At 38.1% G+C, this 24,586-nt stretch carries 26 protein-coding genes; 20 read left to right on the top strand and 6 right to left on the bottom strand.

From position 1 onward, the window contains the following. The first annotated feature begins 1 nt into the window (after position 1). The 16 genes from LACPOB_RS0108170 to LACPOB_RS0108095 all read left to right on the top strand — a co-directional run bounded on the left by LACPOB_RS0108170 (position 2) and on the right by LACPOB_RS0108095 (position 14,189). The gene (locus tag LACPOB_RS0108170) at positions 2 to 934 is read left to right on the top strand and encodes a F0F1 ATP synthase subunit gamma (RefSeq protein WP_017868352.1); all 933 of its coding nucleotides are present in this window, start codon (positions 2 to 4) and stop codon (positions 932 to 934) included. 19 nt (positions 935 to 953) lie between these two features. Then, positions 954 to 2,360, top strand: coding sequence for a F0F1 ATP synthase subunit beta (atpD, locus tag LACPOB_RS0108165; RefSeq protein ID WP_017868351.1), 1,407 nt, complete (start codon positions 954 to 956; stop codon positions 2,358 to 2,360). 14 nt (positions 2,361 to 2,374) lie between these two features. Beyond that, a complete protein-coding gene (locus LACPOB_RS0108160) occupies positions 2,375 to 2,794 on the top strand; it encodes a F0F1 ATP synthase subunit epsilon (RefSeq protein WP_017868350.1) in 420 nt (139 codons plus the stop codon). Positions 2,795 to 3,157: 363 nt separating this feature from the next. After that, positions 3,158 to 3,394, top strand: a complete 237-nt coding sequence (locus LACPOB_RS0108155; protein WP_017868349.1) for a DUF1146 family protein — start codon at positions 3,158 to 3,160, stop codon at positions 3,392 to 3,394. A 51-nt stretch (positions 3,395 to 3,445) separates the two neighbouring features. Next, the gene (gene murA, locus LACPOB_RS0108150; protein ID WP_017868348.1) at positions 3,446 to 4,750 is read left to right on the top strand and encodes a UDP-N-acetylglucosamine 1-carboxyvinyltransferase; all 1,305 of its coding nucleotides are present in this window, start codon (positions 3,446 to 3,448) and stop codon (positions 4,748 to 4,750) included. Positions 4,751 to 4,961: 211 nt separating this feature from the next. After that, positions 4,962 to 5,954 carry a rod shape-determining protein gene (locus tag LACPOB_RS0108145; RefSeq protein ID WP_017868347.1) on the top strand — a complete coding sequence of 331 codons (993 nt, stop codon included), beginning with the start codon at positions 4,962 to 4,964 and terminating at the stop codon, positions 5,952 to 5,954. A gap of 16 nt (positions 5,955 to 5,970) precedes the next feature. Beyond that, the gene (yidD, locus tag LACPOB_RS0108140; protein WP_017868346.1) at positions 5,971 to 6,276 is read left to right on the top strand and encodes a membrane protein insertion efficiency factor YidD; all 306 of its coding nucleotides are present in this window, start codon (positions 5,971 to 5,973) and stop codon (positions 6,274 to 6,276) included. Continuing rightward, complete coding sequence (locus LACPOB_RS0108135; protein ID WP_017868345.1) at positions 6,254 to 6,472, top strand: DUF2969 domain-containing protein; 219 nt, start codon at positions 6,254 to 6,256, stop codon at positions 6,470 to 6,472. The genes yidD and LACPOB_RS0108135 overlap by 23 nt, the downstream gene beginning before the upstream one ends. Before the next feature lie 45 nt (positions 6,473 to 6,517). Continuing rightward, positions 6,518 to 7,714 (top strand): FtsW/RodA/SpoVE family cell cycle protein, encoded by a 1,197-nt coding sequence (locus tag LACPOB_RS0108130; protein ID WP_017868344.1) that lies wholly within the window; start codon positions 6,518 to 6,520, stop codon positions 7,712 to 7,714. Between the two features lie 215 nt (positions 7,715 to 7,929). After that, positions 7,930 to 8,286, top strand: a complete 357-nt coding sequence (locus LACPOB_RS0108125; RefSeq protein WP_017868343.1) for an arsenate reductase family protein — start codon at positions 7,930 to 7,932, stop codon at positions 8,284 to 8,286. 83 nt (positions 8,287 to 8,369) lie between these two features. After that, entirely contained in the window at positions 8,370 to 9,152 is a 783-nt protein-coding gene (sufC, locus tag LACPOB_RS0108120) for a Fe-S cluster assembly ATPase SufC (protein ID WP_017868342.1), read from the top strand. 16 nt (positions 9,153 to 9,168) lie between these two features. Beyond that, positions 9,169 to 10,452 (top strand): Fe-S cluster assembly protein SufD, encoded by a 1,284-nt coding sequence (sufD, locus tag LACPOB_RS0108115; RefSeq protein WP_017868341.1) that lies wholly within the window; start codon positions 9,169 to 9,171, stop codon positions 10,450 to 10,452. Further along, complete coding sequence (locus LACPOB_RS0108110) at positions 10,433 to 11,671, top strand: cysteine desulfurase (RefSeq protein ID WP_017868340.1); 1,239 nt, start codon at positions 10,433 to 10,435, stop codon at positions 11,669 to 11,671. The genes sufD and LACPOB_RS0108110 overlap by 20 nt, the downstream gene beginning before the upstream one ends. After that, complete coding sequence (sufU, locus tag LACPOB_RS0108105) at positions 11,658 to 12,104, top strand: Fe-S cluster assembly sulfur transfer protein SufU (RefSeq protein ID WP_017868339.1); 447 nt, start codon at positions 11,658 to 11,660, stop codon at positions 12,102 to 12,104. The genes LACPOB_RS0108110 and sufU overlap by 14 nt, the downstream gene beginning before the upstream one ends. After that, entirely contained in the window at positions 12,097 to 13,497 is a 1,401-nt protein-coding gene (sufB, locus tag LACPOB_RS0108100; protein WP_017868338.1) for a Fe-S cluster assembly protein SufB, read from the top strand. Before sufU ends, sufB begins: the two co-directional genes overlap by 8 nt. A gap of 209 nt (positions 13,498 to 13,706) precedes the next feature. Further along, positions 13,707 to 14,189, top strand: a complete 483-nt coding sequence (locus LACPOB_RS0108095) for a GNAT family N-acetyltransferase (protein WP_017868337.1) — start codon at positions 13,707 to 13,709, stop codon at positions 14,187 to 14,189. A 250-nt stretch (positions 14,190 to 14,439) separates the two neighbouring features. Here LACPOB_RS0108095 and LACPOB_RS0108090 read toward each other — a convergent pair whose 3' ends face one another. Beyond that, positions 14,440 to 16,014 (bottom strand): amino acid permease, encoded by a 1,575-nt coding sequence (locus LACPOB_RS0108090; protein ID WP_051056381.1) that lies wholly within the window; start codon positions 16,012 to 16,014, stop codon positions 14,440 to 14,442. Positions 16,015 to 16,365: 351 nt separating this feature from the next. Here LACPOB_RS0108090 and LACPOB_RS0108085 point away from each other — a divergent pair, with 351 nt between their 5' ends. Both LACPOB_RS0108085 and LACPOB_RS0108080 read left to right on the top strand, forming a co-directional pair. Then, positions 16,366 to 17,214 (top strand): phosphotransferase, encoded by an 849-nt coding sequence (locus LACPOB_RS0108085; RefSeq protein ID WP_017868335.1) that lies wholly within the window; start codon positions 16,366 to 16,368, stop codon positions 17,212 to 17,214. 96 nt (positions 17,215 to 17,310) lie between these two features. Next, a complete protein-coding gene (locus LACPOB_RS0108080) occupies positions 17,311 to 17,865 on the top strand; it encodes a DNA-3-methyladenine glycosylase I (protein ID WP_017868334.1) in 555 nt (184 codons plus the stop codon). A gap of 81 nt (positions 17,866 to 17,946) precedes the next feature. Here LACPOB_RS0108080 and LACPOB_RS0108075 read toward each other — a convergent pair whose 3' ends face one another. The 5 genes from LACPOB_RS0108075 to msrC all read right to left on the bottom strand — a co-directional run bounded on the left by LACPOB_RS0108075 (position 17,947) and on the right by msrC (position 21,990). Beyond that, the gene (locus LACPOB_RS0108075; RefSeq protein WP_017868333.1) at positions 17,947 to 18,447 is read right to left on the bottom strand and encodes a universal stress protein; all 501 of its coding nucleotides are present in this window, start codon (positions 18,445 to 18,447) and stop codon (positions 17,947 to 17,949) included. An 85-nt stretch (positions 18,448 to 18,532) separates the two neighbouring features. Next, the gene (locus LACPOB_RS0108070; protein ID WP_017868332.1) at positions 18,533 to 18,820 is read right to left on the bottom strand and encodes a hypothetical protein; all 288 of its coding nucleotides are present in this window, start codon (positions 18,818 to 18,820) and stop codon (positions 18,533 to 18,535) included. Positions 18,821 to 19,238: 418 nt separating this feature from the next. Further along, positions 19,239 to 20,510: a replication-associated recombination protein A gene (locus LACPOB_RS0108065; protein ID WP_017868331.1), complete on the bottom strand. Its 1,272-nt coding sequence runs from the start codon at positions 20,508 to 20,510 to the stop codon at positions 19,239 to 19,241. 176 nt (positions 20,511 to 20,686) lie between these two features. Next, positions 20,687 to 21,295 (bottom strand): 30S ribosomal protein S4, encoded by a 609-nt coding sequence (gene rpsD / locus LACPOB_RS0108060; RefSeq protein WP_017868330.1) that lies wholly within the window; start codon positions 21,293 to 21,295, stop codon positions 20,687 to 20,689. A 245-nt stretch (positions 21,296 to 21,540) separates the two neighbouring features. Next, entirely contained in the window at positions 21,541 to 21,990 is a 450-nt protein-coding gene (msrC, locus tag LACPOB_RS0108055) for a free L-methionine (R)-S-oxide reductase MsrC (RefSeq protein WP_017868329.1), read from the bottom strand. 165 nt (positions 21,991 to 22,155) lie between these two features. Between msrC and LACPOB_RS0108050 the strand changes: the two genes are divergently transcribed. Then, the gene (locus LACPOB_RS0108050; protein ID WP_017868328.1) at positions 22,156 to 23,868 is read left to right on the top strand and encodes a septation ring formation regulator EzrA; all 1,713 of its coding nucleotides are present in this window, start codon (positions 22,156 to 22,158) and stop codon (positions 23,866 to 23,868) included. 132 nt (positions 23,869 to 24,000) lie between these two features. After that, positions 24,001 to 24,586: cysteine desulfurase family protein (locus LACPOB_RS12495; RefSeq protein ID WP_017868327.1), on the top strand; the 586-nt coding region annotated here is incomplete at its 3' end.

Genomic DNA, 24,586 nt, shown 5'->3' with positions numbered 1-24,586 from the left:
GATGCCAGCATCTTTGCAAGAGGTAAAAAGACGAATTACCTCAACAAAAAAGACGGGGCAGATAACTACTGCGATGCAGATGGTTTCTACTTCCAAGCTGAATCAGATTCAGAAGCATACTAAGACTTATCAAGTCTACGCTTCTAAGATCCGGAACGTCATTACCCATTTAGCAGCCTCACATTTATTAGATGATGTTGAAGCACCCGAAACTGTTGAAGAGGGCGAGGTTAATTCACTCGCTATGTTACAGCAACGTTCCGTTAAAAAGACAGGGCTGGTTGTGATCACTTCTGACCGTGGCTTGGTTGGTAGTTATAATAGTAATGTGATCAAGCAGACTATGAATTTGATCTCAAAGAATCATCATTCTAAAGATGATGTCGAAATCATTGCGATCGGTGGTACTGGGGCTGATTTCTTTAAAAAACGTGGCTATGATATTGTTTATGAATATCGTGAGCTCGGTGATGTACCAACATTTAGAGAAGTTCGCCCGATCGTACGTGCGATTTTGAAAATGTTTGAAAGTGAAAAGTTTGACGAATTGTTTGTTTGTTACAACCATTTTGTCAATTCTTTGACTTCGACATTTCGTGGCGAGCAAATGCTGCCGATCTCAGCCGAAAACCTTGGGAGTGAAGGGCTGAGTGATACAAACGATTCGGGTTATAATCTTGAATATGATACCGAACCATCTGAGGATGCGATTTTAGAAGTGATCTTACCGCAGTATGCTGAAAGCTTGTTGTATGGAGCAATGTTGGATGCAAAGACATCTGAGCATGCTTCAAGTTCAACCGCAATGCGTTCAGCCTCTGATAATGCGGATGACATCATTGCTGGATTAGAGTTGCAATATAACCGTGCTCGTCAGAGTGCAATTACTACTGAGATCACCGAAATCACAGGTGCTCAAGCAGCCTTAGAATAGAAATAGGAGGAATTAACGAATGAGTTCTGGTAAAGTTGTTCAAGTTATCGGACCAGTTGTTGATGTACAATTCCCTCTTAATGAATCTTTACCTGACATTAATAACGCTTTAACTGTTGAACTTGATAATGGCAAGCAGTTAGTGATCGAAGTTGCCCTTGAATTGGGTGATGGGGTCATGCGTACCATTGCTATGGATTCTTCTGATGGTTTAAAGCGTGGATCCACAGTCGTTGATACAGGTTCTTCGATCAGTGTGCCTGTTGGGAAAGATACACTAGGACGTGTGTTTAACGTTCTAGGGGATACCATTGATAATGGGCCTGAATTTGACGCAGATCATCGTCGTGATCCAATTCACCGCGATGCACCTGCATATGATGAATTAAATACAAGTACTGAGGTTTTAGAAACAGGGATCAAAGTTATCGATTTACTTGCCCCATATGTTCGTGGTGGTAAAATCGGTTTGTTCGGTGGTGCTGGTGTTGGTAAAACCGTTTTGATCCAGGAATTGATCCACAACATTGCGCAAGAACATAACGGTATTTCTGTCTTTACTGGTGTTGGTGAAAGGACTCGTGAAGGTAATGACCTTTACTTTGAAATGAAGGATTCTGGAGTTCTAGAAAAGACTGCCATGGTGTTTGGCCAGATGAATGAGCCGCCTGGTGCGCGGATGCGTGTTGCGTTGACTGGGTTAACGATTGCAGAATATTTCCGTGACGTTGAAGGACAGGATGTTTTGTTATTTATTGATAACATCTTCCGCTTTACTCAGGCCGGTTCTGAAGTTTCCGCTTTGTTGGGGCGTATTCCCTCGGCCGTTGGTTATCAGCCGACACTGGCTACTGAAATGGGTCAGTTACAAGAAAGGATCACTTCAACTAAGAAAGGTTCAGTTACATCGATCCAGGCCGTTTATGTTCCCGCCGATGACTATACTGACCCTGCGCCAGCTACAACCTTCGCGCATTTGGATGCAACAACTAACTTGGAACGTTCATTGACTCAGCAAGGTATTTATCCGGCTGTTGACCCATTGGCTTCAACTTCTGTTGCTCTGACACCAGAAATTGTTGGTCAAGAACATTACCAAGTGGCTACAGAAGTTCAACATGTCTTACAACGTTATCGTGAATTGCAAGATATCATTTCGATTTTAGGTATGGATGAATTGTCTGACGACGAAAAAGTCATTGTTGGCCGTGCTCGTCGGATCCAATTCTTCTTATCACAAAACTTCCACGTTGCTGAAAGTTTTACTGGTTTACCTGGTGCATACGTACCTTTGGAAGATACAGTCAAAGGTTTTAAGGAAATTCTTGAAGGTAAGTATGATGACTTGCCTGAAGATGCATTCCGTTCAGTTGGTAAAATCGAAGAAGTTGTTGAAAAAGCTAAAAAAATGACGCAGAACAATTAAGGAGGTAAAGTCTAATGGCTGATAAACCTGAATTAACTGTTAACGTTGTTACACCCGATGGTAGTATTTACGAAGAAACCACTGATATGGCTATTTGTAAAACAACCCAAGGGGAGCTAGGTATTTTGCCAAACCGTTTACCATTACTGGCTTCTTTAGCTATTGATGAGATCCGGGTTCGACAAGATAATGGTGAATTTGATGAAGTTGCTGTTAGTGGGGGATTTTTAGAGTTTTCCGATAACACTCTATCAATTGTTGCTTCTGCAGCTGAACGTAAGGAAGACATTGATTCTAAGCGAGCTGAACGTGCTCGTGAACGCGCGCAAGAACGTATCGAGAAAGCTAAAAAGGCGCATAACCCCGATGAGTTACGTCGTGCCGAAGTTTCCTTACGTCGTGCGTTGAATCGATTAAGTATTTCCAATCGTTAAAGAAATCAATCATTTATTGAGAGAGTGAGACAAAAGATGTTTTGAACCCGATTTGTAAGGACGATTGCATTATTTTGGGTCTTAGCAAAGCGAAGCCCCCGAATAACGCAAGCATTGTTACAGTCAGGCTTCAATCTTTTGGAACACCTTTAAGGGCCGCCGATTTAACCCATTTAATTGGGATGGATCGGCGGCTTTTTAGACTCGCACAGCTAGTTATGTCCCAGCTTCGTTTTTGCTCACTTCGAAAAAATAATAATTTACGAAATGTTTAAAAAGATGCTAAAGCCAACCGTTTGTAGTTGCCTAAAATTCTTTTCATATGCTATTATTACAGTTAGTACGTTGATTTGAGGGATATTAATGAAATGGATGGGAATTCAAGCAATCTTAACTGTTTTGAGTCATTTTATTTTTATTGGCTTAGCTTTTTCTGCACTACAATCTTTAAGATTGGATCGCTATATTGTACCAGAAAGGCAAGGAAAGTTTAAATTAGTTCTTGTTTTATTTTCTGTTGCTCTTGGCTTTTTGTGTAGTGAATTTTTCTTGAGCTTTGTTGATAATATTCGCAATTTCTCGTATTTATTTAGTAAATAATAATTTGAAGTTTTTATAATATACTCTGGGTAAACTATTGGAGGAATAGCTGTGGAAAAAATAATTGTGCGTGGCGGTCAAAGGTTGCGTGGTACTGTTGATATTGAAGGTGCTAAAAATGCTGTTTTACCTATTCTAGCCGCAAGCATCCTGCCTGAAACAGGCAGGACGGAATTAACCAATGTTCCAATTTTGTCTGATGTATACACGATGAATAATGTCATTCGCTTTTTAAATGTTCAGGTCGGCTTTAATGAAGATGAAAAATCAGTCACTTTGGATGCGACCGGTGATTTGTCATATGAAGCACCGTTTAAGTATGTTTCACAAATGAGGGCATCGATCGTTGTTTTGGGACCGCTTTTGGCCCGTTTGAAGCATGCGAAAGTTGCCATGCCTGGCGGATGTGCGATCGGCACACGTCCAATTGACTTGCACTTAAAGGGCATGGAAGCGTTGGGAGCAAAAATTGAACAACATGACGGGTACATAGAAGCAACGACCACTGGTCTGGTCGGCGCTAATATCTACTTAGATTTTCCAAGTGTAGGAGCTACACAAAACATTATGATGGCTGCTACCTTAGCTAAGGGGACCACTGTGATCGACAATGTTGCTCGTGAACCAGAAATTGTTGATTTAGCTAATGTGTTAAATCAAATGGGTGCTAAAATCACTGGTGCTGGGACAGAAACAATTAAAATCACGGGTGTGAAAGCCTTACATGGTGCTAAGCATGCAATTATTCAAGATCGAATCGAAGCGGGAACCTTTATGGTTGCGGCTGCTTTGACTAAGGGCAATGTTTTGATCAAAGATGCAATTGCCGAACATAATAAGCCATTGATCTCAAAATTGGAGGAAATGGGTGTAGTTGTTCAAGATGAAGAAGACGGTGTCCGTGTAATTGGCACAGAAAAGTTGAAACCAACAACAGTTAAGACTTTGCCACATCCAGGTTTTCCGACAGATTTACAGCCACAGATGAGTATTTTACAGCTAATGGCCAATGGAACTAGCGTCATGACGGAAACGGTCTTTGAAAATCGTTTTATGCATTTAGAAGAGATGCGGCGCATGAATGCTAATTTCAAAGTTGAAGGTGATTCGGCTGTAATGTACGGTCCGAATGATTTAACTGGTGCTGAAGTTGAAGCAACTGACCTCCGAGCTGCAGCAGCGCTTGTTTTAGCTGGTTTGGTCGCCAAAAATATTACTCAAGTCAGTAATTTGAAGTATTTGGATCGTGGTTACTATCATTTTAATGAAAAGCTTTCTGCTTTGGGTGCCTCGATCAAACGAGTTGATGATTTGACTGGCAAAACGATTGATTTGAAGAAAAAAGCGCAAAATTAATTTCTAGTTTCAACTAACGTCCGGCTAGTAGATAGTGGACGTTTTTTATTTCTAAGTGCTATAAAAATATATTTTCGAAAAATTAATAGTCTTAAACATTTCGAAAACGTTGATGTATCAGCAACTATATACATCTAATTGTTAGTCTGATATAATAACTTGGATATGTTTAAAAGTAGACTTATTTAAATGAATTTAAAGGAGAACAATAATGGCAAAAGATATTGGTATTGATTTAGGGACCGCCAATGTCTTGATAAATGTTCAAGGCAAAGGCATTGTACTTGATGAACCGTCTGTTGTAGCAATTGATACAAATACGGACCGCTTGTTGGCAGTTGGTTCAGAAGCATACAAAATGGTGGGGCGGACACCAGGAAATATTCGTGCAGTTCGCCCACTAAAAGATGGTGTGATCGCTGACTTTGATATGACTGAACAAATGCTGTCGTATTTTATTAAAAAGCTTAATGTTAAGGGACTAATGTCTAAGCCAGATATTTTGATTTGTTGTCCAACTGGAACAACTGATATCGAAAGTAAAGCAATTCGACAAGCTGCTGAAAAATCTGGTAGTGGTGCGGTGCACGTTGACGTTGAGCCAAAAGTAGCAGCTGTGGGGGCTGGTTTAGAAATTTTTAAACCAGTGGGTAACATGGTCGTTGATATTGGTGGGGGGACTAGCGATATTGCGATCTTATCTCTTGGTGACATTGTAGCTAGTAATTCTTTGCGTGTTGCTGGTGACCGTCTTAACACCGACATTGTTAACTATGTTCGGAAAAATTTTGGTTTATTGATCGGTGAACATACTGCTGAGAAAGTTAAAATTGAAATTGGGACTGCAGTTCCAGGACATCGTAAAGAAGAGATCCAGGTACGTGGACGTGATGTAGTGAATGGCTTACCTAAGGAGATCACCTTGGATTCAGACCAAATTGAAACGGCTATCCATGATACATTGGAGACTATTGTTGTTTCTACAAAAGCACTCTTGGGGCAGATACCACCTGAATTGGCATCTGATATTGTTGACCAGGGCATTATGCTGACAGGTGGCGGTGCATTGATCGATGGTTTGAGCCAATTATTTGCAGATCAATTGGGTGTTCCGGTACATGTCTCTGAGACTCCCTTGGCAGATGTTGCAAAAGGTACCGGAGTCTTGTTAGAAAATCCTGAAAAGATAACCGATTTAAAATAATTAGCTGGTGATAGTTGTGAAAAATATTTTGATTTTTCCAATCAAGTTATATCAAAAGGTGATTTCTCCTTTATTTCCTCCAAGTTGCAGGTATTATCCGACGTGTTCCACGTATGCGATCCAATCATTAGAGAAGCATGGTTTTTTCTTAGGGGCATTAATGGCAATAATGCGTATCTTACGCTGTAATCCTTTTGTACGCGGGGGATATGATCCAGTACCAGATAAATTTTCTATTTTTCGCAATACTGATTGGGTAAATGAGGAAGATTCTATTGCGGCTAAATGGAGGAATGAAAGTGAAGAAAGAAAAAAACATTGAAGTAATTGAAGAAGAGAAAAAAGTCAACGGTGTAGTTGTTAGCCAACTGACTTTAGGCAAGGAATCATTGGGCACGATTCAGCAGGAAGGTAAGCGTTACGTAGTTCATTTTCCTAGTGGAGAAGAAACACATACAACAAATAAGACTGCTGCGATCGATACTTTGATCCGTGAATTTCATTTACATCATAGTTAAGCTATTAAACTTGATTTACGAACAAAGGGGCGTTATTCGTTCATTATGAACACAAAATTGAGAAGAAACAACGAAACAGACTCACGAATCGATTGGGGCATAATCTTGTCAGTTTTGTTATTAGCCGTGATCGGGATCGCATCGATATATGTTGCAGCTAGTAATGATACAAGTACGACAAATATCGCTAGGACAATGATTACTCAAGCGATTTTCTACACCCTAGGAATTCTATTAGTGGTCTTTATCATGCAATTTGATGCGGAACAGTTGTGGAAAGTCGCTCCAATCTTATATGGGTTTGGGATTTTTTTATTGATCATGGTACTGTTTTTATACAGTCGATCTTATGCGCAGCTAACAGGTGCTAAGAGTTGGTTTTCTTTTGGACCGTTAACTTTTCAGCCTTCTGAAGTAATGAAACCAGCGTACATTATTATGCTCGGACGAGTCGTGACACAACATAACAATGAAAATCCAGTTCATACGATTCGCGGTGACTGGCGTTTGATAGGTAAAATGGTGGCTTGGACGTTACCAGTTGCTGTCTTGTTGGAGTTACAAAATGATTTCGGTACAATGTTGGTTTTCTTTGCGATTTTTGGTGGAGTTGTATTACTATCAGGGATTTCCTGGAAAATTATTGTACCAACTTTTTTGGGTGTGATGTTAGTCGGTGGTCTGCTAATTTTCTTTGTTGTTTATGACCGTAGTTTACTATTATCATTAGGTTTTAAAGATTACCAGTTTAAACGTATTGATTCTTGGCTTGACCCCTCAGCTAATACATCATCAAGTGCCTATCAGCTGTGGCAAAGTATGAAAGCAATCGGTTCTGGTCAGTTACTAGGTAAGGGGTTCAACGTTTCTAAAGTATATGTACCAGTACGTGAATCTGACATGATCTTTTCAGTGATCGGTGAAAACTTTGGCTTTGTTGGAGCTTGTGTACTGATTTTTATCTATTTATTACTGATTTTCCAAATGATTCAAGTCACATTTGATACAAAAAATGAATTTTATGCCTATATTTCAACAGGTGTGATCATGATGATCTTGTTCCACGTTTTTGAAAATATCGGTATGAGCATTGGTTTGCTACCGTTAACCGGTATTCCGTTACCATTTGTTAGTCAAGGTGGTTCTGCTCTGATTGGAAATATGATCGGGATCGGATTGATCATGTCAATGAGATACCATTACAAGAGTTATATGTTTAGCAATAATGAAGAATTTAAGTAGCTTATTTACAATGTATAGTTACGATAAATTAAATGTTATTAAAACCATCCAAAGTCTTAAGTGATTTTGGATGGTTTTTTATTGCTTTGACTTGTCAAACTTAATAGGGAAAAAAGCATTTTATCAGGTCCTTGTTTTTTTTTAAAATCTAATCCATACTGATGATGGTAAGTTTAATAATGATAATTTTTAAATAATACGAGGAGTTGGCTTAAATGAAAAAGTTTTATTGTTATTCGAAATGTTCAACCTGTAAGAAAGCTAAAAAATGGTTAGATGCACACGGAGTTCAGTATGATTCGCAAGACCTAGTAGAACAACCTCCTGCTAAAGAAGATTTGTTGAAATGGATGAGTAATTCTTCACAACCTTTACGTTATTTTTTCAATACTAGTGGTCAACATTATCGTCAGCAAAATTTAAAAGAAAAATTACCTGAGATGACAGTTCAAAAAGCAGCTGAGTTGCTTTCACAGGATGGAAAGTTGATAAAACGGCCTTTAATGGTTGAAGGAGACAAGTTAACTTGTGGATTCAAGGAAGAAGTATATGAAAAGAATTGGGCAAAATAAGTTAATTTTCCTAATTGAAAACGATTCTCATTTGGATTAAAATGAATGAGAAGAACTTAACATGAACTCAAAGGAGAAACGCTATGTCAACTTTAGAAGTTAAGAATTTACATGTTAAAGCAAAAGAAGAAAAAAAAGAGATCCTGACAGGTGTTAATTTAAAAATGTCAACAGGAGAGATTCACGCTATTATGGGTCCAAATGGAACTGGTAAGTCGACTTTGTCTGAATCGATCATGGGCAACCCTAACTATGAGATCTTAGAAGGCGATATTTTAATCAACGGGCAAAGCATTGTTGGTTTGCCCGTTGATCAGCGTGCTCGTGCGGGACTATTTTTAGCAATGCAGTATCCTGCTGAGATCCCTGGTATCACGAATGCCGAATTTATTCGTGCGGCTATCAATTCGCGACGTTCAGAAGATGATCAAATGTCGATCCCAGAATTCTTACAAAAATTAGATCGGACTTTAAAAACTTTGGATATGACAGAAGAAATGTCCGAACGGTATTTGAATGAAGGCTTTTCTGGTGGTGAAAAGAAGCGAAACGAGATCTTACAGTTGATGATGATCGAACCAAAATTTGCGATTTTAGATGAAATCGATTCTGGACTTGATATCGATGCTTTAAAGGTCGTTTCCCGTGGTGTTAATGAAATGCGTGGGCCAGAGTTTGGTTCACTGATCATTACTCATTACCAGCGTTTGTTAAATTACATTAAACCAGATGTAGTTCATGTCATGATGGGTGGTAAGATCGTTAAATCTGGGGATGCAGATTTGGCTGTTAAACTTGAAGATGAGGGTTATGCTGGCTTGCGAGATGAGCTTGGCTTAGACGTTAAATTAGTTGATGAAGAATAGGGAGGTGTACTACTAAATGACAGTTCAAACACAAACTGCTCAAGATATAAAAAAGTATGCCCAACTGACAAATGAACCCGAATGGTTTACTAAAATGCGATATGAAGCCCATCAGGAAGTAGCAGATCTTGCTTTGCCAAATTTCCAGAAAATCAAATATCATTCTTGGCCGATCAATGTAACGCGTAAATTGTCAATTGGAGATCATGAATTAAATAATGAAGAGCTTGCAACAATACAAGCCAATGTGGTGCAAGTTGGTTCCAAAATTATTCAACATGAATTACCGGCCGAATTTAAAGAAAAAGGTGTGATCATTTGTGATTGGCAAACTGCTTTACAACAACACCCTGAGCTGATCAAAAAGTATTTTATGACTGAAGCTACAAAACCGACTGAAAATCGTCTAAATGCTGAACATGTTGCTCATTTGACAAGTGGATTATTGATTTATGTACCCAAGAACGTAGTCTTAAAACAACCATTGACTTCTTATTTCTTTCAGGATGCACGTGTGCCACAAGACTACGTTCACCATTTGTTGTTGATCGCGGATTCGGGCAGTGAATTATCCTATTTGGAAAACACTGGAACCATAGGTAGCAAAGCTAGTCCTGCAAATATTATTGAAGAGGTGATTGCAGAACCTGATAGCCATATTAAATTTGCCAGCGTTGATCGTTTAGGCGAAAACACCACTGCTTATTTGAATCGGCGGGGGTATCTTAAACGTAATGCACGGATCGACTGGTCAATGGGCATGATGAATGATTGCAATATTGTGGGTGATTTCGATTCCGAGTTAGTGGGTGAAGGTTCACATGCTGAAGTTAAAGTCGTGGCAATTTCCACTGGTGATCAGGTCCAAGGAATCGATACCCGAGTTACTAATTATGGTAAACACTCTTTAGGTAATATCTTGCAACACGGTGTGATCTTGGCACGTTCTAGCTTGATTTTTAACGGGATCGGGCATATCGTACACGGGGCGCGTGGTGCGGAAGCCCAGCAAGAAAGTCGGGTGCTGATGCTTTCGACTAAAGCACGTGGTGATGCTAACCCGATTTTGTTGATCGATGACAATGATGTGGTTGCTGGACATGCTGCTAGTGTCGGACGTGTTGATGAACAAAAGATGTATTATTTGATGAGCCGTGGGTTGGATAAAAAGACAGCTGAACGTTTAGTTATCCGTGGCTTTTTAGGGCCAGTCTTATCTGCATTACCTTCAAAAGAAGTACGACAGATCCTAGCAGATATGATCGAGAGGAAGTTAGTCAATGGACAACAAGATGAATAATTTGTTAAATGACTTTCCAATTTTGCAAGAGATCGTGAATGATGAAAAGTTAGTGTACTTAGACAATGCGGCTACTACCCAAAAGCCGCGACAGGTCCTAGATGCTATCAGAAACTACTACGAGCATGACAACGCAAATGTTCATCGTGGCGTGCATACACTTGCACAACGAGCAACTGAACAATTTGAAGGAGTCAGACAAAAAGTTGCCGACTTCATTGGAGCTAATAACCCACAAGAGGTAGTGTATACCAAAGGAACGACGGAGGCATTGAATTGGATTGCAGCTAGTTATGGACGTACTCACCTGCATGCGGGTGATGAGATCGTAGTTTCTTACATGGAACATCATAGTAATTTAGTTCCTTGGCAACAATTAGCATTACAAACTGGTGCCAAGTTAAAGTATATTGGATTGACTGTTGACGGACAACTTGATTTAAAGAATGCTCAACAGGTAATCACTGATAAAACAGCTATCGTTTCTTTGTGCCATGCTTCAAATGTTTTGGGTGTGATCAACCCGATCAAACAGGTCACACGATTAGCTCATCAGCATGGTGCCATCATGGTCGTTGATGGTGCCCAGGCGGTACCTCATATGCCAGTTGATGTAAAAGAATTAGATGTTGATTTTTATGCTTTTTCAGGACATAAAATGTTAGGCCCAACAGGGTGCGGCATTTTATGGGGAAAAAAAGAATTACTTAATGAAATGCCGCCCTTAGAATTTGGCGGGGAAATGATTTCAAATGTCGGTTTATATCAGACAGATTTTAAAGCACCACCGTATAAATTTGAAGGTGGGACACAAAATATCGCTGGTGTGATCGGTCTGGGTGCAGCGATCGATTATTTAAATGAAATCGGACTAGATAAAATTATGAAACATGAAAGGCGATTGGTTGAGTATGTTTTGCCACAACTTACCGCTATCCAAGGTATTGAAATATATGGTCCAAAAGACCCGCGGCAACGAACAGGGGTGCTTTCTTTTAATTTGACTGGCGTCCACCCGCATGATTTAGCTAGTGCTTTAGATATGGATGGTGTAGCTGTTAGAGCAGGTCATCATTGTGCTCAACCTTTGATGAAATATTTGGGTGTGAGTGCTACAGCGCGAGCTAGTTTTTATTTGTATAATACTCAGACAGATGCTGATCTGTTGATCAGAGCAGTTTTAGATGCAAAGGAGTTCTTTTTGAATGGCTCTTTCTAAATTAAGTAATTTATATCGACAAGTGATTATGGATCATGCCAAACATCCGCATAATAATCATGAATTAGACCGGGCTGATCATGAAGTGGAATTACGTAATCCCACTTGTGGTGACGTTTTAACGATCCAGTTAAAAATAGCAGATAAAACTGTGATCGATGCGGCCTATACAGGTACTGGTTGTACGATCTCACAGGCTTCGGCTTCGATGATGACTGATCAGATCAAAGGCAAAACTATTGCAGAAGTTGAACAAATGGTTTTAGGTTTTTCTGACATGGTCATGGGAAAAGATGTCCCAGATCAAACCAAACTATTAGGAGAAGCGTCGATTTTACAAAGTGTGGCGCAATTTCCAGCTCGGATCAAATGTGCGACTTTAGCTTGGAAAGCCGCATATCAAGCAATAGAGGAGAGTGAGAGCAATGACTAATACAGTACCTGAGGTAGGTGGGGAGTATAAATATGGTTTTAAAGATGATATTGAACCGATTTATACGACTGGCGAAGGTTTAACGGAAGAAATCGTTCGTGAGATTTCCGCTGCTAAAAACGAACCACAGTGGATGCTTGACTTCCGCTTGAAGTCATACGAGATCTATAAAAAATTACCGATGCCAAAATTTGGACCAGATCTGTCTGGTATCGATCTAGACAAAATCAACTACTTTAGACGAGATTCAGATAAAGTTGCTCGTAGTTGGAACGATGTGCCAGAAGATATCAAAAAGACCTTCGACCGGTTAGGCGTACCCCAAGCTGAACGAGAATATCTAGCGGGTTCATCTGCTCAATATGAATCAGAAGTTGTGTATCATAATATGCAAAAACAGTTTGAAAAAACGGGGATCGTCTTTATGGATACTGATTCTGCGGTACAAAAATATCCAGAATTGGTCAAGAAATATTTTGGCAAATTAGTACCACCATCTGATAACAAATTGGCAGCTTTAAATTCGGCTGTCTGGTCAGGTGGGACATTTATCTATGTGCCAAAAGGTGTCAAAGTTACGACACCGATCCAAAGTTATTTCCGGATCAATGCGGGTAATTCAGGCCAATTTGAGCGGACTTTGATTATTGTGGATGAAGGTGCCAGTGTTAACTATGTTGAAGGTTGTACCGCACCAAACTATTCACAAGATAGTCTGCACGCTGCTGTCGTTGAAGTTAATGTTTTACCGAATGCTTATTGTCGTTATACGACGATTCAAAATTGGTCAGATAATGTTTATAGTCTGGAAACTAAACGTGCTCAAGCATTAGAAAACTCGACTATGGAGTGGGTCGATGGTAACTTAGGTTCTAAAGTGACGATGAAATATCCTAGTGTGTACTTAGACGGGCAAGGTGCACGTGGGACGATGCTTTCGATTGCATTTGCGGGTAAAGATATTCGCTCTGACACAGGGGCAAGAATGATCCATCATGCTAAAAATACTTCGTCTTCGATCGTTTCCAAGTCACTGTGCAAAGATGGCGGTAGTGTGGACTATCGAGGTGAGGTCAGGTTTGATCGTCCTAGTGATGGTTCATTTGCCCACGTTGAGTGTGATACGATCATTATGGATGAAAAATCGACCAGTGACACCATCCCATTCAATGAGATCTTAAATGGTAATGTCTCGATGGAACACGAAGCCAAAGTTTCTAAAATCTCTGAGGAACAGCTTTATTACCTGATGAGTCGAGGTATTTCTGAAGAAAAAGCTACTGAAATGATCATTATGGGATTTGTCGAACCATTTACCAAGGAATTGCCCATGGAATATGCAGTTGAATTGAATCGTTTGATCAATTATCAGATGGAAGGGTCTGTGGGTTAATTTTGATATATATGCTCTAAGTGTTGGTATATCAAGACTTAGAGCTTTTTATTTTGGCTTTAAAAATAAAATTAATAAGTGTTTTGATATAGTATTTAACAATAAATCTTTCAAATTCCTAAAGATTTACCTGATCAGCGATATTTCTTTAGAAAAGTCACCGAACATGTTAGAATTACTGAGTAAATAGGAAAGTGGGCAAAACAAATATGGAAATCAGAGGAATCCAACCAGCAGATCGTGCAGTTGTAGATAATTTGCTAGAGACATTGGACGACTCAAAGAAGCATTTAGGACAAGAAGCAGCAAAGTTACGTCAGGATAAGAATTATCTTCCAATTTTAGAGGTAGTTGAAGAAGAAAATAATCAATTGACAGGTACGGCAAGCTTACATGAAATTACGCTTAATGATATTGTTTGTTTAATGGTGGGGCCAATTCGGCAGATCGACGATGAATTGACACCATTGATGAATGAGTTGAAAAAGCGTGCTTTAGAGTCTGGTTATCGCTTTATTATTTGGCAACAGTTTGATGAAATCGATCCTACAGACTTTGGATTTAAGCCAGCTGTCGATTATGATTTTTATTTGCCAGGCCAAGAAGACGGTACTGAAAACTTGTATGTCTATCAATTAGTTGAAGACAGCTTAGATGATGTTTTCGGTGAAGTGGAATTTACGACAGAATAGAACTAAATAAAGTATACTAAAGCTCTGAAGGTTTAACTTTGGGGCTTTATTTTTGATTTAAAAATGTATTAAGGAGATCGTTAATGAAATAAATGCTATAGAAACAAGGGTGAGACAAAAGATAAAGATGTTTTGGAACACGTTTAATGGCCGCCGATCTACCCCAATTTAATGGGATAGATCGACGGCCCTTTTAGAATCGCACAGCTAGTTATGTCAGTGTTCCATCAGGAGGTATTAGCTAGTCAAATTATTTTTTTATATTGAGCGTTATCGGTTTTCTATGGCCAATAAGCCATAGAAATAAGATAGAAAATACAGCAACTGCCACGACCAAGGCGACCTTAGTATTTAGGTCAGTACCACCTAACCAAACCATTACTACAACAGCGAATATAGTTGTAGTGATCATGATCACCCATTGTTTTTTGTCAAATGCGATTCCATATTCTTCTTCACGTTTCCTGATCAACGGTAGCAATGTGCCTAAACCGATCAAAAAGAAGATCGCTACGATATTGATAACAAGCTCGTACCACCACGTACCACTATATATTTCCACGTCTTGGGGCGCGATACCTAATAACGTGGCCGCGCCTGTAACGAGTAGAAGCAACAAACCAACGATATATGCAACTTTATCATTTTTAATAAAGATATATTCCGAAGGATATTTTTCTGGATTTTTACGGATCCGCATAAATGCATAGAAAATCCAGCAAGTAACACCTGGCGAAATAATACCATTTAGGTTAAGTAGCCAGTTGAAAATATCATTCATTTCGGGTAAGAAAATACCTAATAACATGATGAATCCAGATAATGTACAAGTTAAAATGTAACCATTAATAGGTAATCCATCTGTGTTTTTCTTACGTAAAAATGCTGGCATGTATTCTTTACCAGTATCAGAAATCAACATTCTGGTCATAGCATCGAGCAAAACGGCTAATAAGGCACACATATAAATCACCGATGTCCAGGCGTAAATATACATGAATAAGTTACCGACACCGTATTGTTGGCCTAAAGCTTGAAAGGCATAATAATCACCGTTCATTTTTAAATCATTTGGTAAATTATTTGCATCAAAAAATATCCCTAAAGAAAATGAGCCGAAGATCGTTAAAAAAGTCGTCATTAAAGCTAAAGTTATCATGGCCTTGGGAAATTCTACCTTAGGTTTTTTCATCTGTGTAACATAGGGCGCTACAAGTTCAGCACCATTAACAGCATAAATTAAAAGACCGATGGTAGTTAAATATTTTAAATCGAATTTTGGCAGCAGGGTTTTAATGTTCATTGGCTGTGTTGCCATATGTCCACCAGATTTGATCAAGCCAACGATTGACATGAAAACGAATAAGACGGTCATAGCAAACATTGCAAAACCACCAATTGTGGATAATATTTCCATTGAGTTTGCTAAGTGACGTTGCACGAAAATGAAGATAATGAAAACAATAAAAGTTAGTAATGTAAAAGTTGAATTTGGCATGTTACTCTGAAAATCAGAACTACCAGTGAAGGCCCAGCCAAACCCAACGATTACTGATTGGGCTGAATCGACCACATAAGGGATCGATGCTGCCCAATATGTCCATGCTGTGAAATAGCCGAGAAATTCGCCATTAGTACCACGAATCCAAGAACTTAGGCCACCACCTTCATCATTAAAGACAGAGCCTAACTGTCCAACCATTAAAGCATACGGGATCACATATAAAAACATCATGATGATCCATGAAGTAATAACGCCCATTCCCTGATTTTTAAAGTTATACATAATGTCTTCAAAGCCAATCACGGTTACGAAAGCCATCATAGCAAGAACGGGCCAGCTGATGTATTTTTTAGTATTTTCTTCCACTATACTTTCACTCCCTTTTTTTACTTAATTAATATTGAAACTAAATATGTAGTGACAGAAACTCAACTTAAAAAATAATTTTCTGAAAATTTTTAAGTACCTTCAATAATTTACACTTAAAATATTGAATGTGCAATGAAAATTCACAAGAAATTCTAAACTATTGGTAAAAATGGAACAAACTGTACAGATATTTGTGATCAACGGGAAAATATTGCTGAAGGTTAAACAAGAAAAAGGTAATTCTTGCAGCGCTTAATTATTTAACGTAAACTTAAAATAGCGGTATGCATAGGAGGCCAGTACATGGAGAATGTTTTGATAGAATTTTTAAATGATTATTATAATGCAGAATTGAAAAAGATCCATGATGTTGCAGGAAATCAACATTTGGCTGGTTACAGTTATTATTATGAAACGAACTTATTTGTAAAGATATTTAAAAATAAAGAAATGTTTTATGCGGAACAACACGTCGATCAAGCGTATTGTCCAGATATTTTTATAGGTACAGTTATATTTGATGAAAATTACGTAGTAGTTTTAAAGGATCGACAATTAAAAGAAATCGAAGGAGACGAATTAAACGAGCAACGTGTGTATATCTATGGTCGACTTTTAGCTGAGTTTCATAACAATGTTTCCGATAAGGCGATCGTTCCAGAAACAAAGGATACTTTAGCACAACAGATTAAATTTAAGCTAGCAGCGCTAAAGGATGAGACACACCGTAAAAAAGCTAGCGATGTGCTTAAATCGATCGAAAAAGATTTACCCGCAGCTGACAGGGAATATTCCAAGATAAAAAAAGTTGTTTTGCACGGCGATTTTAGTATCCGTAATATTATGTATTATCAAAGTCAGTATATCTTGATAGATTTTGAAAGGGCGCATGTGGGGTGTCAATATGAGGATTTTATCAAGTTTTTCTTTTCAGAAGTCAAAGATAAAAAAATGCGGCAAAGTTTCATAGCAGGGTACCAATCACTAGCCGAGTTTGAAATACCACAAAAACCATGCCAGCAAACTTTATTATTTTTAACAGCCTTAGACATTTACTTGTTTCATGAAACACATCGGGAAGACAAATTTAAAGATATGGCTGAACAAATGCTAGACACGGTTTTAGATGGAGTTCCGGTTCTTGAAATATAAAATAAAGAATCGTTAAAAAAGTTATTTTTTAAATGTTTAGTAGTCAAAAAGTCAATTTTTTTCGTATTTACTTTAGAAAAAATTGGAGGTAGTTAGATGCCAAAATGTAGTTGGGCTTTTGAAGCTAAAAACAATATGCAAGTTTATCATGCAACTGAATGGGGAAAAGAGACCCATGAAGAACGCCTACTATTTGAGTTGATGAGTCTTGAATTAATGCAAGCGGGGTTAAGCTGGCAAATAGTTCTTGATAAAAGAGCAGCTTTTCAATCGGCTTTTTGTAATTTTGTACCAGAAAAAATCGTTAACTTAAGTAGTACTGAAATCAGTTCGATTGAGAAAAATTCTGCTATTATTCGTAATCGACGAAAAATCAATGCTATTATTAATAATGCAAGAGTCACAGTGCGATCACACCGAAAGGGGCAAAGTTTGAATGATTTGTTATGGTCTTATGTTTCATATCAACCAGTCGTTAATCATTGGCGTCATCCAGAACAAGTCCCTTCGCAGACAGCATTATCGCAAAAAGTTTCACGTGATTTAAAAAAGATGGGCTTTCAATTTATGGGTCCAACGATCGTGTATTCTTATATGCAGGCAGCAGGGTTAGTGAATGATCATCTGGAAAATTGCCAGGATAAATACTAATAAAGTTTAATAACAAAAAAGCTGTTTAGCTATGATCCTCCCAGATAAGGGACTCTAGTCTAAACAGCTTTTTATTGGGGACTAATCATTCTCTTGTGCAGCACGTTGTTCTTTACTTAAGGCAGGTTTGTTTTCTAAATCAGTACGTACGACTAAGACGTCACACTTTGAATTCCTAGTTACATATTCAGTTACGGACCCAACTAGGACCCGTTCAACTGCGTTTAGACCTGTTGCACCGATCATGATCAAATCGATATCTTTTTCTTGCGGTAAGTCTTTAGCAATGACGACTTTGGGGGCACCGTATTCAATTGAATAATCCACATTTTTTATACCGCTTTCTTTAGCTTCCTTAATGTATCCTTCAATTGTTTTTTTAGCTGTAGCAGTAACCTCTTCTACCATAGCAGTGTCAAAACTAGAAATGTTTTGGAATGCACGAGTATCAACAACATGTACTAAATGAATAGAACTGTTTTCACCGTTTCTTTTAGCGACACTAACGGCTTTTTTAAATGCTAATTCGGCTTCGTAAGAACCATCGACTGGTACTAAGATATTCTGATATGTTTGTAACATGATACTCACCCTTTCTTGACCTTCAACTATATTTTAACTATTTTATAAAGAAAATGGAAGAGAAATCGCTTAAATCAAGTTAAAATCACAAAGTATAGCCCCATAAAACAAAAGGGACGCTGAAAGTAGATAATACATCAAGAAAAATAACAGTCACCAATAGCCAGGTTGGGTCAAAGAAAATCACAATCACAGTTAAAACAGCACAAAATAACATGAATATCCCAAAAAATGTACAAAATAAGCGCAATCCACGGTGTTTTTCTGGGTGAAAAATCAAAAAAGAGTGATTGCGATGTAAGAATAAGTATGTACCAAGTACTGATACGATCACTGCTAAAACAATTAACAAGATAGAAATTGCAAGATCCATGATAAACTCCTTTAAATGAATGTTGTTTTGTTTTTTTTATGTTTAACTACTAGGAATGAATAGAGTAGTTAAAAACCTAAAAAAACGGTCCGGGATAACCAGACCGTTGCAAAAAAATTTGCGTATTCCGTCGATACCGTTAATCGCTTTGGTAGTTGAACCCGCGATAAAGCAGGAATGTCGTTCTTTGCTTGTTTGTGGGACTCAAGTGAAATGAGTATGCCAGACCGCAAGCATTTGAACAACAATTGTATTGATAATTGTTCGGTCAACCTTACGTTATAAAGCAACGCGTATACCACAGAACCTGTAATTATATTAACATAAAGCGTATTCTTGCGCAATTTCATTCCCCAACTTTTTCCCAACTGAATTTTTTACCAAATATAAACGTTGCGATCACATACAACGTTTTTAGCTATTTTTGTGCCTTACGTAATAGCTCATATTGCTGTTTGAAGGCTGTTTCGATCCGCCCATTTTCCTTAGGGTGATAATACTGTTTGTTCTTTAGTTTACTTGGCAAGTAGTTTTGTCTGACCCAGTCATGTGGAAAATCATGGGGGAATTTATAATCAGTCCCATGGCCAAGCTCTTTAGCTCCCTGATAATGAGCATCCTTAAGCGTATCGGGGACATCACCATAATTGCCCTGTCTGACGTCCTCGATTGCAGCATCGATCGCACTGATGGCGGAGTTAGATTTTGGCGAAATGCATAATTCGATCACCGCATTTGCTAATGGAATGCGTGCTTCAGGTAATCCGATTTTTTCAGCAGCCGTGATCGCTGAGACTGTTCTTGCGGCTGCTGCAGGGTTAGCTAAGCCAATATCTTCGTATGCGATCGTCAGTAAACGTCGATTAACAGATATGAGGTCACCAGCTTCTAAGAGACGAGCCAGGTAGTGGAGTGCTGCATCGCTGTCTGAACCGCGGATCGATTTTTGAAAAGCTGATATCACATCATAGTGAGCGTCGCCATTTTTATCTTGGACCAATGCTTTTTTTTGTAGACATTCTTCAATAACTGATAGGTCAAGATGGATCTTATTATCGTTTGGGTCAGGAGCTGTTGATTTAGCAGCTAATTCTAGAGCATTTAAAGTACTACGTAAATCTCCGTATGTTGCTTGAGTTAAATGAGACATAGCAGCTGAAGTTAAGTCAATATCCATTTTTCCTAATCCATTTGTTGAATCGGCCAGCGCATTGTTGATCGCCTGTTTAATGTCACTAGCAGTGAGTGGTTTAACTTCATAAATTTGAGTTCGACTACGGATCGCAGGACTGATCGATATATAGGGATTTTCAGTAGTAGCGCCAATTAAAATAATGCTACCTTTTTCTAAATGGGGAAGTAAAAAATCTTGTTTTGGTTTAGTTAAACGATGGATCTCATCTAACATTAAAACCACAGTACCACTCATTTTTGCTTCTTGTGCGACTACTTCCAAATCTTTTTTAGAATCTGTGGCGGCGTTCAGTGTCCTAAAAGCGTATTTTGTAGACCCAGCGATGGCACTGGCAATGCTAGTTTTGCCAGTGCCTGGGGGCCCATAAAGGATCATGGAAGATAAAAGGCGTGCTTGTACCATGCGATCGATTATTTTTCCTGGTCCCACTAAATGTTGTTGTCCAACGATATCTTCGATTTTTTGTGGTCTCATCCGATAAGCTAAGGGCTTCACGGTACATTCTCCTAACATTGACAGTAGTTAATTTACTATATTGTAATAGACAAAACTTGATTTGGCTAGTATATCAGCAACTACCTTGTGATTTTACAGGAATAATTATTGTATAATACAAATTTAAAAAGAAGTATAAAAAAAGCCCGCATAGCGAGCTTTTAATAATGCTAAAATTAACCAAGTTGGTTATAGTATTCAACGATTAGAGCTTCATCGATATTTGCATCGAGTTCGTCACGTTCTGGCAAGCGTACAAGTGAGCCTTCCATTTTGTTATCATCGAATGATACAAATGCTGGACGACCAACAACTGCTTCTAAAGCATCTTTAACAACTTGCAAGTTCATTGAACGTTCACGTAAAGAAATAACTTGGCCAGGTTTTACTTCGTATGAAGGGATGTCAAGACGTTTACCATCGACAGTGATATGACCATGGTTAACAAGTTGACGAGCCTGACGACGTGTAGTTGCTAAACCTAAACGGTAAACAACGTTGTCCAAACGACGTTCAAGTAAGATCATGAAGTTATCACCATGTTTACCTTCACGGATCTTACCAGCTTTCAAGAACAAGTTGTAGAATTGACGTTCTGACAAACCATATGTCAAACGGAGCTTCTGCTTTTCTTGTAATTGAAGACCATATTCAGAAAGTTTACGACGGTTGTTTTGACCGTGTTGACCTGGAGCATATGGACGACGAGCTAATTCTTTACCTGTACCAGAAAGTGAAACACCTAAACGGCGTGAAACTTTCCATGATGGACCTGTATAACGCATATTAAAATTCCTCCAATAAATTGTTTTGGAGTAAAATAATCCGTGTGAATTTAGTATTCGTGCAGTTCATTTTGGGCTTTCGCTCTTGCAGCCGAAGAGTTACTGACTAGACCAAGTACTGGCAATAAACTGTTGACGTTCTTACCATTCACTGCTGCATTATTTTACACGAGAGCTAGCTTATCAGTTTTTTGTGTAAAAGTCAATTGAAAGCATGATTTAATGATAAAAACACACATTTTAGTTTAGAGATGTTCCAATAAAACATTTACGAAATCAGTTAATTCTTTTTGGTCAGATTCACTAAAACGCTCTGGTGATGGAGAATCAATGTCTAGTACACCGATTTTTTTTGCACCTTTTGTTAGTGGAAGAACTATTTCTGAATTACTGGCAGAATCGCAGGCGATATGTCCGGGAAATTTATGGACGTTGGCGATCCGTTGAATCGTTTGTGTTTCAAATGCTGTGCCGCAGACACCACTTCCGGGTTTGATGTGCATACAGGCAACTTTTCCTTGGAAAGGCCCTAATTCAAGCGAATCAGTCGATTCATCGTAAAGATAAAAGCCACCCCAGTTTATATCATGTATTTCGTTGTATAATAACGCACTAGCATTTGCTAAATTTGCAATAAAATTATGTTCATCTGTTAATAAAGCGTCGAGTTGTTGTACTAATAAAGATCGATTCAAATCAATTTCCTCCGTTAAAATCGTATATTAACCATCTTTCTTATGGTATAATCAAAACAGATTTTAAACTGAATTTATTCGGATAGCAACTATATTGTCTAGGTAATCGAGTAGTACAATTTAGTGAGCTAGAAAATATGAAAGTGATACAAAGGATGGGGTTTCATGGTAGTCTTTTTAATCGCGGTCGTTGTTATTGCAGTGATCGTCTATCTTGCTATACTATATTTCCAACGTAGCTATAGTGAAGCAATCAGTGAAGAAAAAAATAATGTAGAAAAAATTGCAAATGATTCATTAGAGGAAAAGTTAGCTGAGATCAGTCAACTTAATTTATCTGGTGAAAGTTTGACAGAATTTGAAACCTTGGATAAAGGCTATCATTATTTGAAAAATAGAGAACTACCTGAATTGTCGGAACTCTTAAATGATTTAACTGATGCACTACATCATTATCAGTATTTCAGGGTATCGCGTGAGCTTAAAAGTGTGCAAAAAAAATCAACAGGGACACAACAGCGTCATAATGAGTTGAAAACAAAATTGGCTGCGATAAAAGAGAGTACGAAGAAACATGAGGATACTTTAAAACAGTTGCAACAAAAGTATCAGGAGTTACGTACGACTTTGCTGAATAAGAATTTTTCGTTTGGCCCTAGTATCGATAAGTTAGAAGAAAAGTCTGCTGATATTGAAGATGATTTTAGCAAATATACCGAATATTTTGAAAATGGTGATTTTGTTAGTTCAGAAGAACCACTTAATAAATTAGAAAATGATATGACGGACTTAGAAAATGCTGTGGAAGAGATTCCACCATTATTTAAAAACTTAAATAACGTTTTTCCCAAACAGTTATCGGAACTAAAAGATGGTTTAAAGTGGATGAAAGACTCGCACTTAGCGTTCAACGAAGATTTGAATGCTAAGTTAGAAGTGATCTATAAAGAGTGTCAGGAAAATGAACAAAATTTAGCAGATCTAGATTGGTTAGCAGCTAAGGAATTAGACGAACAAATTGCTAATGAAATTGATTATATTTATGAACAAATTGAAGTTGAATATACTGCTGCTACAAAAATCAACGCTAAATTACAGGAAATGGGCGAATTTGTTGAACATGCTCGTCAGCAACAAAATGAACTTAATATTGAACTTGATCGACTAGGACAGAATTATACATTTAATAACGACGAAGAAGAACGTGCAGCAAATTTGGAAAAAATTTTGACAGATGTCAAACAACGGTTTGAACAATTGAAGCAAGATAAGGAAAATGAAAAGGATGTTCATTCTTCTACTTCTGTTGCACAATTAGAAAAAGATCAGCAGAGTTTAGTAGAAATTGAAGAGGAACAAAAGCAGATCAACGAAAGTATTTCTGGTTTATGGAAAGAAGAAAAGGACGCTTTTGATGCTATTGAGAATTTCGATACTGAGATCCATCGGATGAAGCGCGAAATTGAAAAACTTAACTTACCTGGCTTGGCTGAAGATTACTTATCCTATTTCTTTAAAGTTAGTGATGAAATAGAAGATCTCGATACCGCGATCAATAAGGTAAAAATTGATATGTCTGAAATTACGAGGAACATGATCAATACGCAGTCTGATTTGGATGTTTTAAATAATAAGACTGAAGAGATCAAAGATAGTTCAATATTAGCTGAACAGTTATTACAGTATTCTAATCGGTACCGTAATCGTTATCCAGAAGTCGAACAGGCCTATCAGCAAGCATTAGTTCAATTTAAAAAAGAATTTAATTATGTGGGTTCATTGGATACAATTTCCCAAGCAGTTGATACAGTGGAACCTGGTTCATTCAAACGTATTTCGGAGCAATTTGAGTCAGATAAACAAGCATTTACGTTATAATATAAATTGTAAGTGATAGGCAAAGCGTACGTAAATATTACGGCGCTTTGTTTTATTCTGAAAAATAAACTTGTAAACCTAAACGCGAATGATTACAATTAGTAAGAAAATTTAATTAGAGAAGGATGTACTATGATTTATTTTGATAACAGTGCTACAACTAAAGTGGCACCAGAGGTTTTAGATACTTACAAAACAGTTAGTGAAAAAATATGGGGGAACCCTTCTTCACTCCATGCTTTGGGCGAAACAGCTGACAACTTGTTAGAACAATCCCGTAAGCAAATCGCTGAATTACTGGGGTGTAAATCACATGAGATCTTCTTTACCAGCGGTGGAACTGAAGGAGATAATTGGGTCATCAAGGGTACAGCTTTTGCCAAGCAGGAGTTTGGTAAACATATAATTACTTCTGCGATCGAACATCCTGCAGTCCTTAATTCAATGAAACAACTTGAAAAATTAGGCTTTGAAGTAACATATTTACCCGTTGATGAAAGTGGTCGTGTGAATGCTGAAGATGTTAAAGCTTCATTGCGCTCTGATACGATCTTGGTTTCGGTAATGGCAATAAATAACGAAGTTGGGTCGATCCAACCTTTAGCTGAGATCGCTGAGGTTTTGCAAGGGCATCCGAATATTCATTTTCATGTTGACGCTGTCCAAGGTATTGGTAAAGGTATCGGGGGATTGTTAAGTAATGACCGGATCGATTTTT

Source organism: Ligilactobacillus pobuzihii E100301 = KCTC 13174, from assembly GCF_000349725.1.
Taxonomy (GTDB): domain Bacteria; phylum Bacillota; class Bacilli; order Lactobacillales; family Lactobacillaceae; genus Ligilactobacillus; species Ligilactobacillus pobuzihii.
The sequence above is the reverse complement of the archived record's forward strand: the minus strand, read 5'-3'. Positions and strand labels throughout refer to the sequence as shown.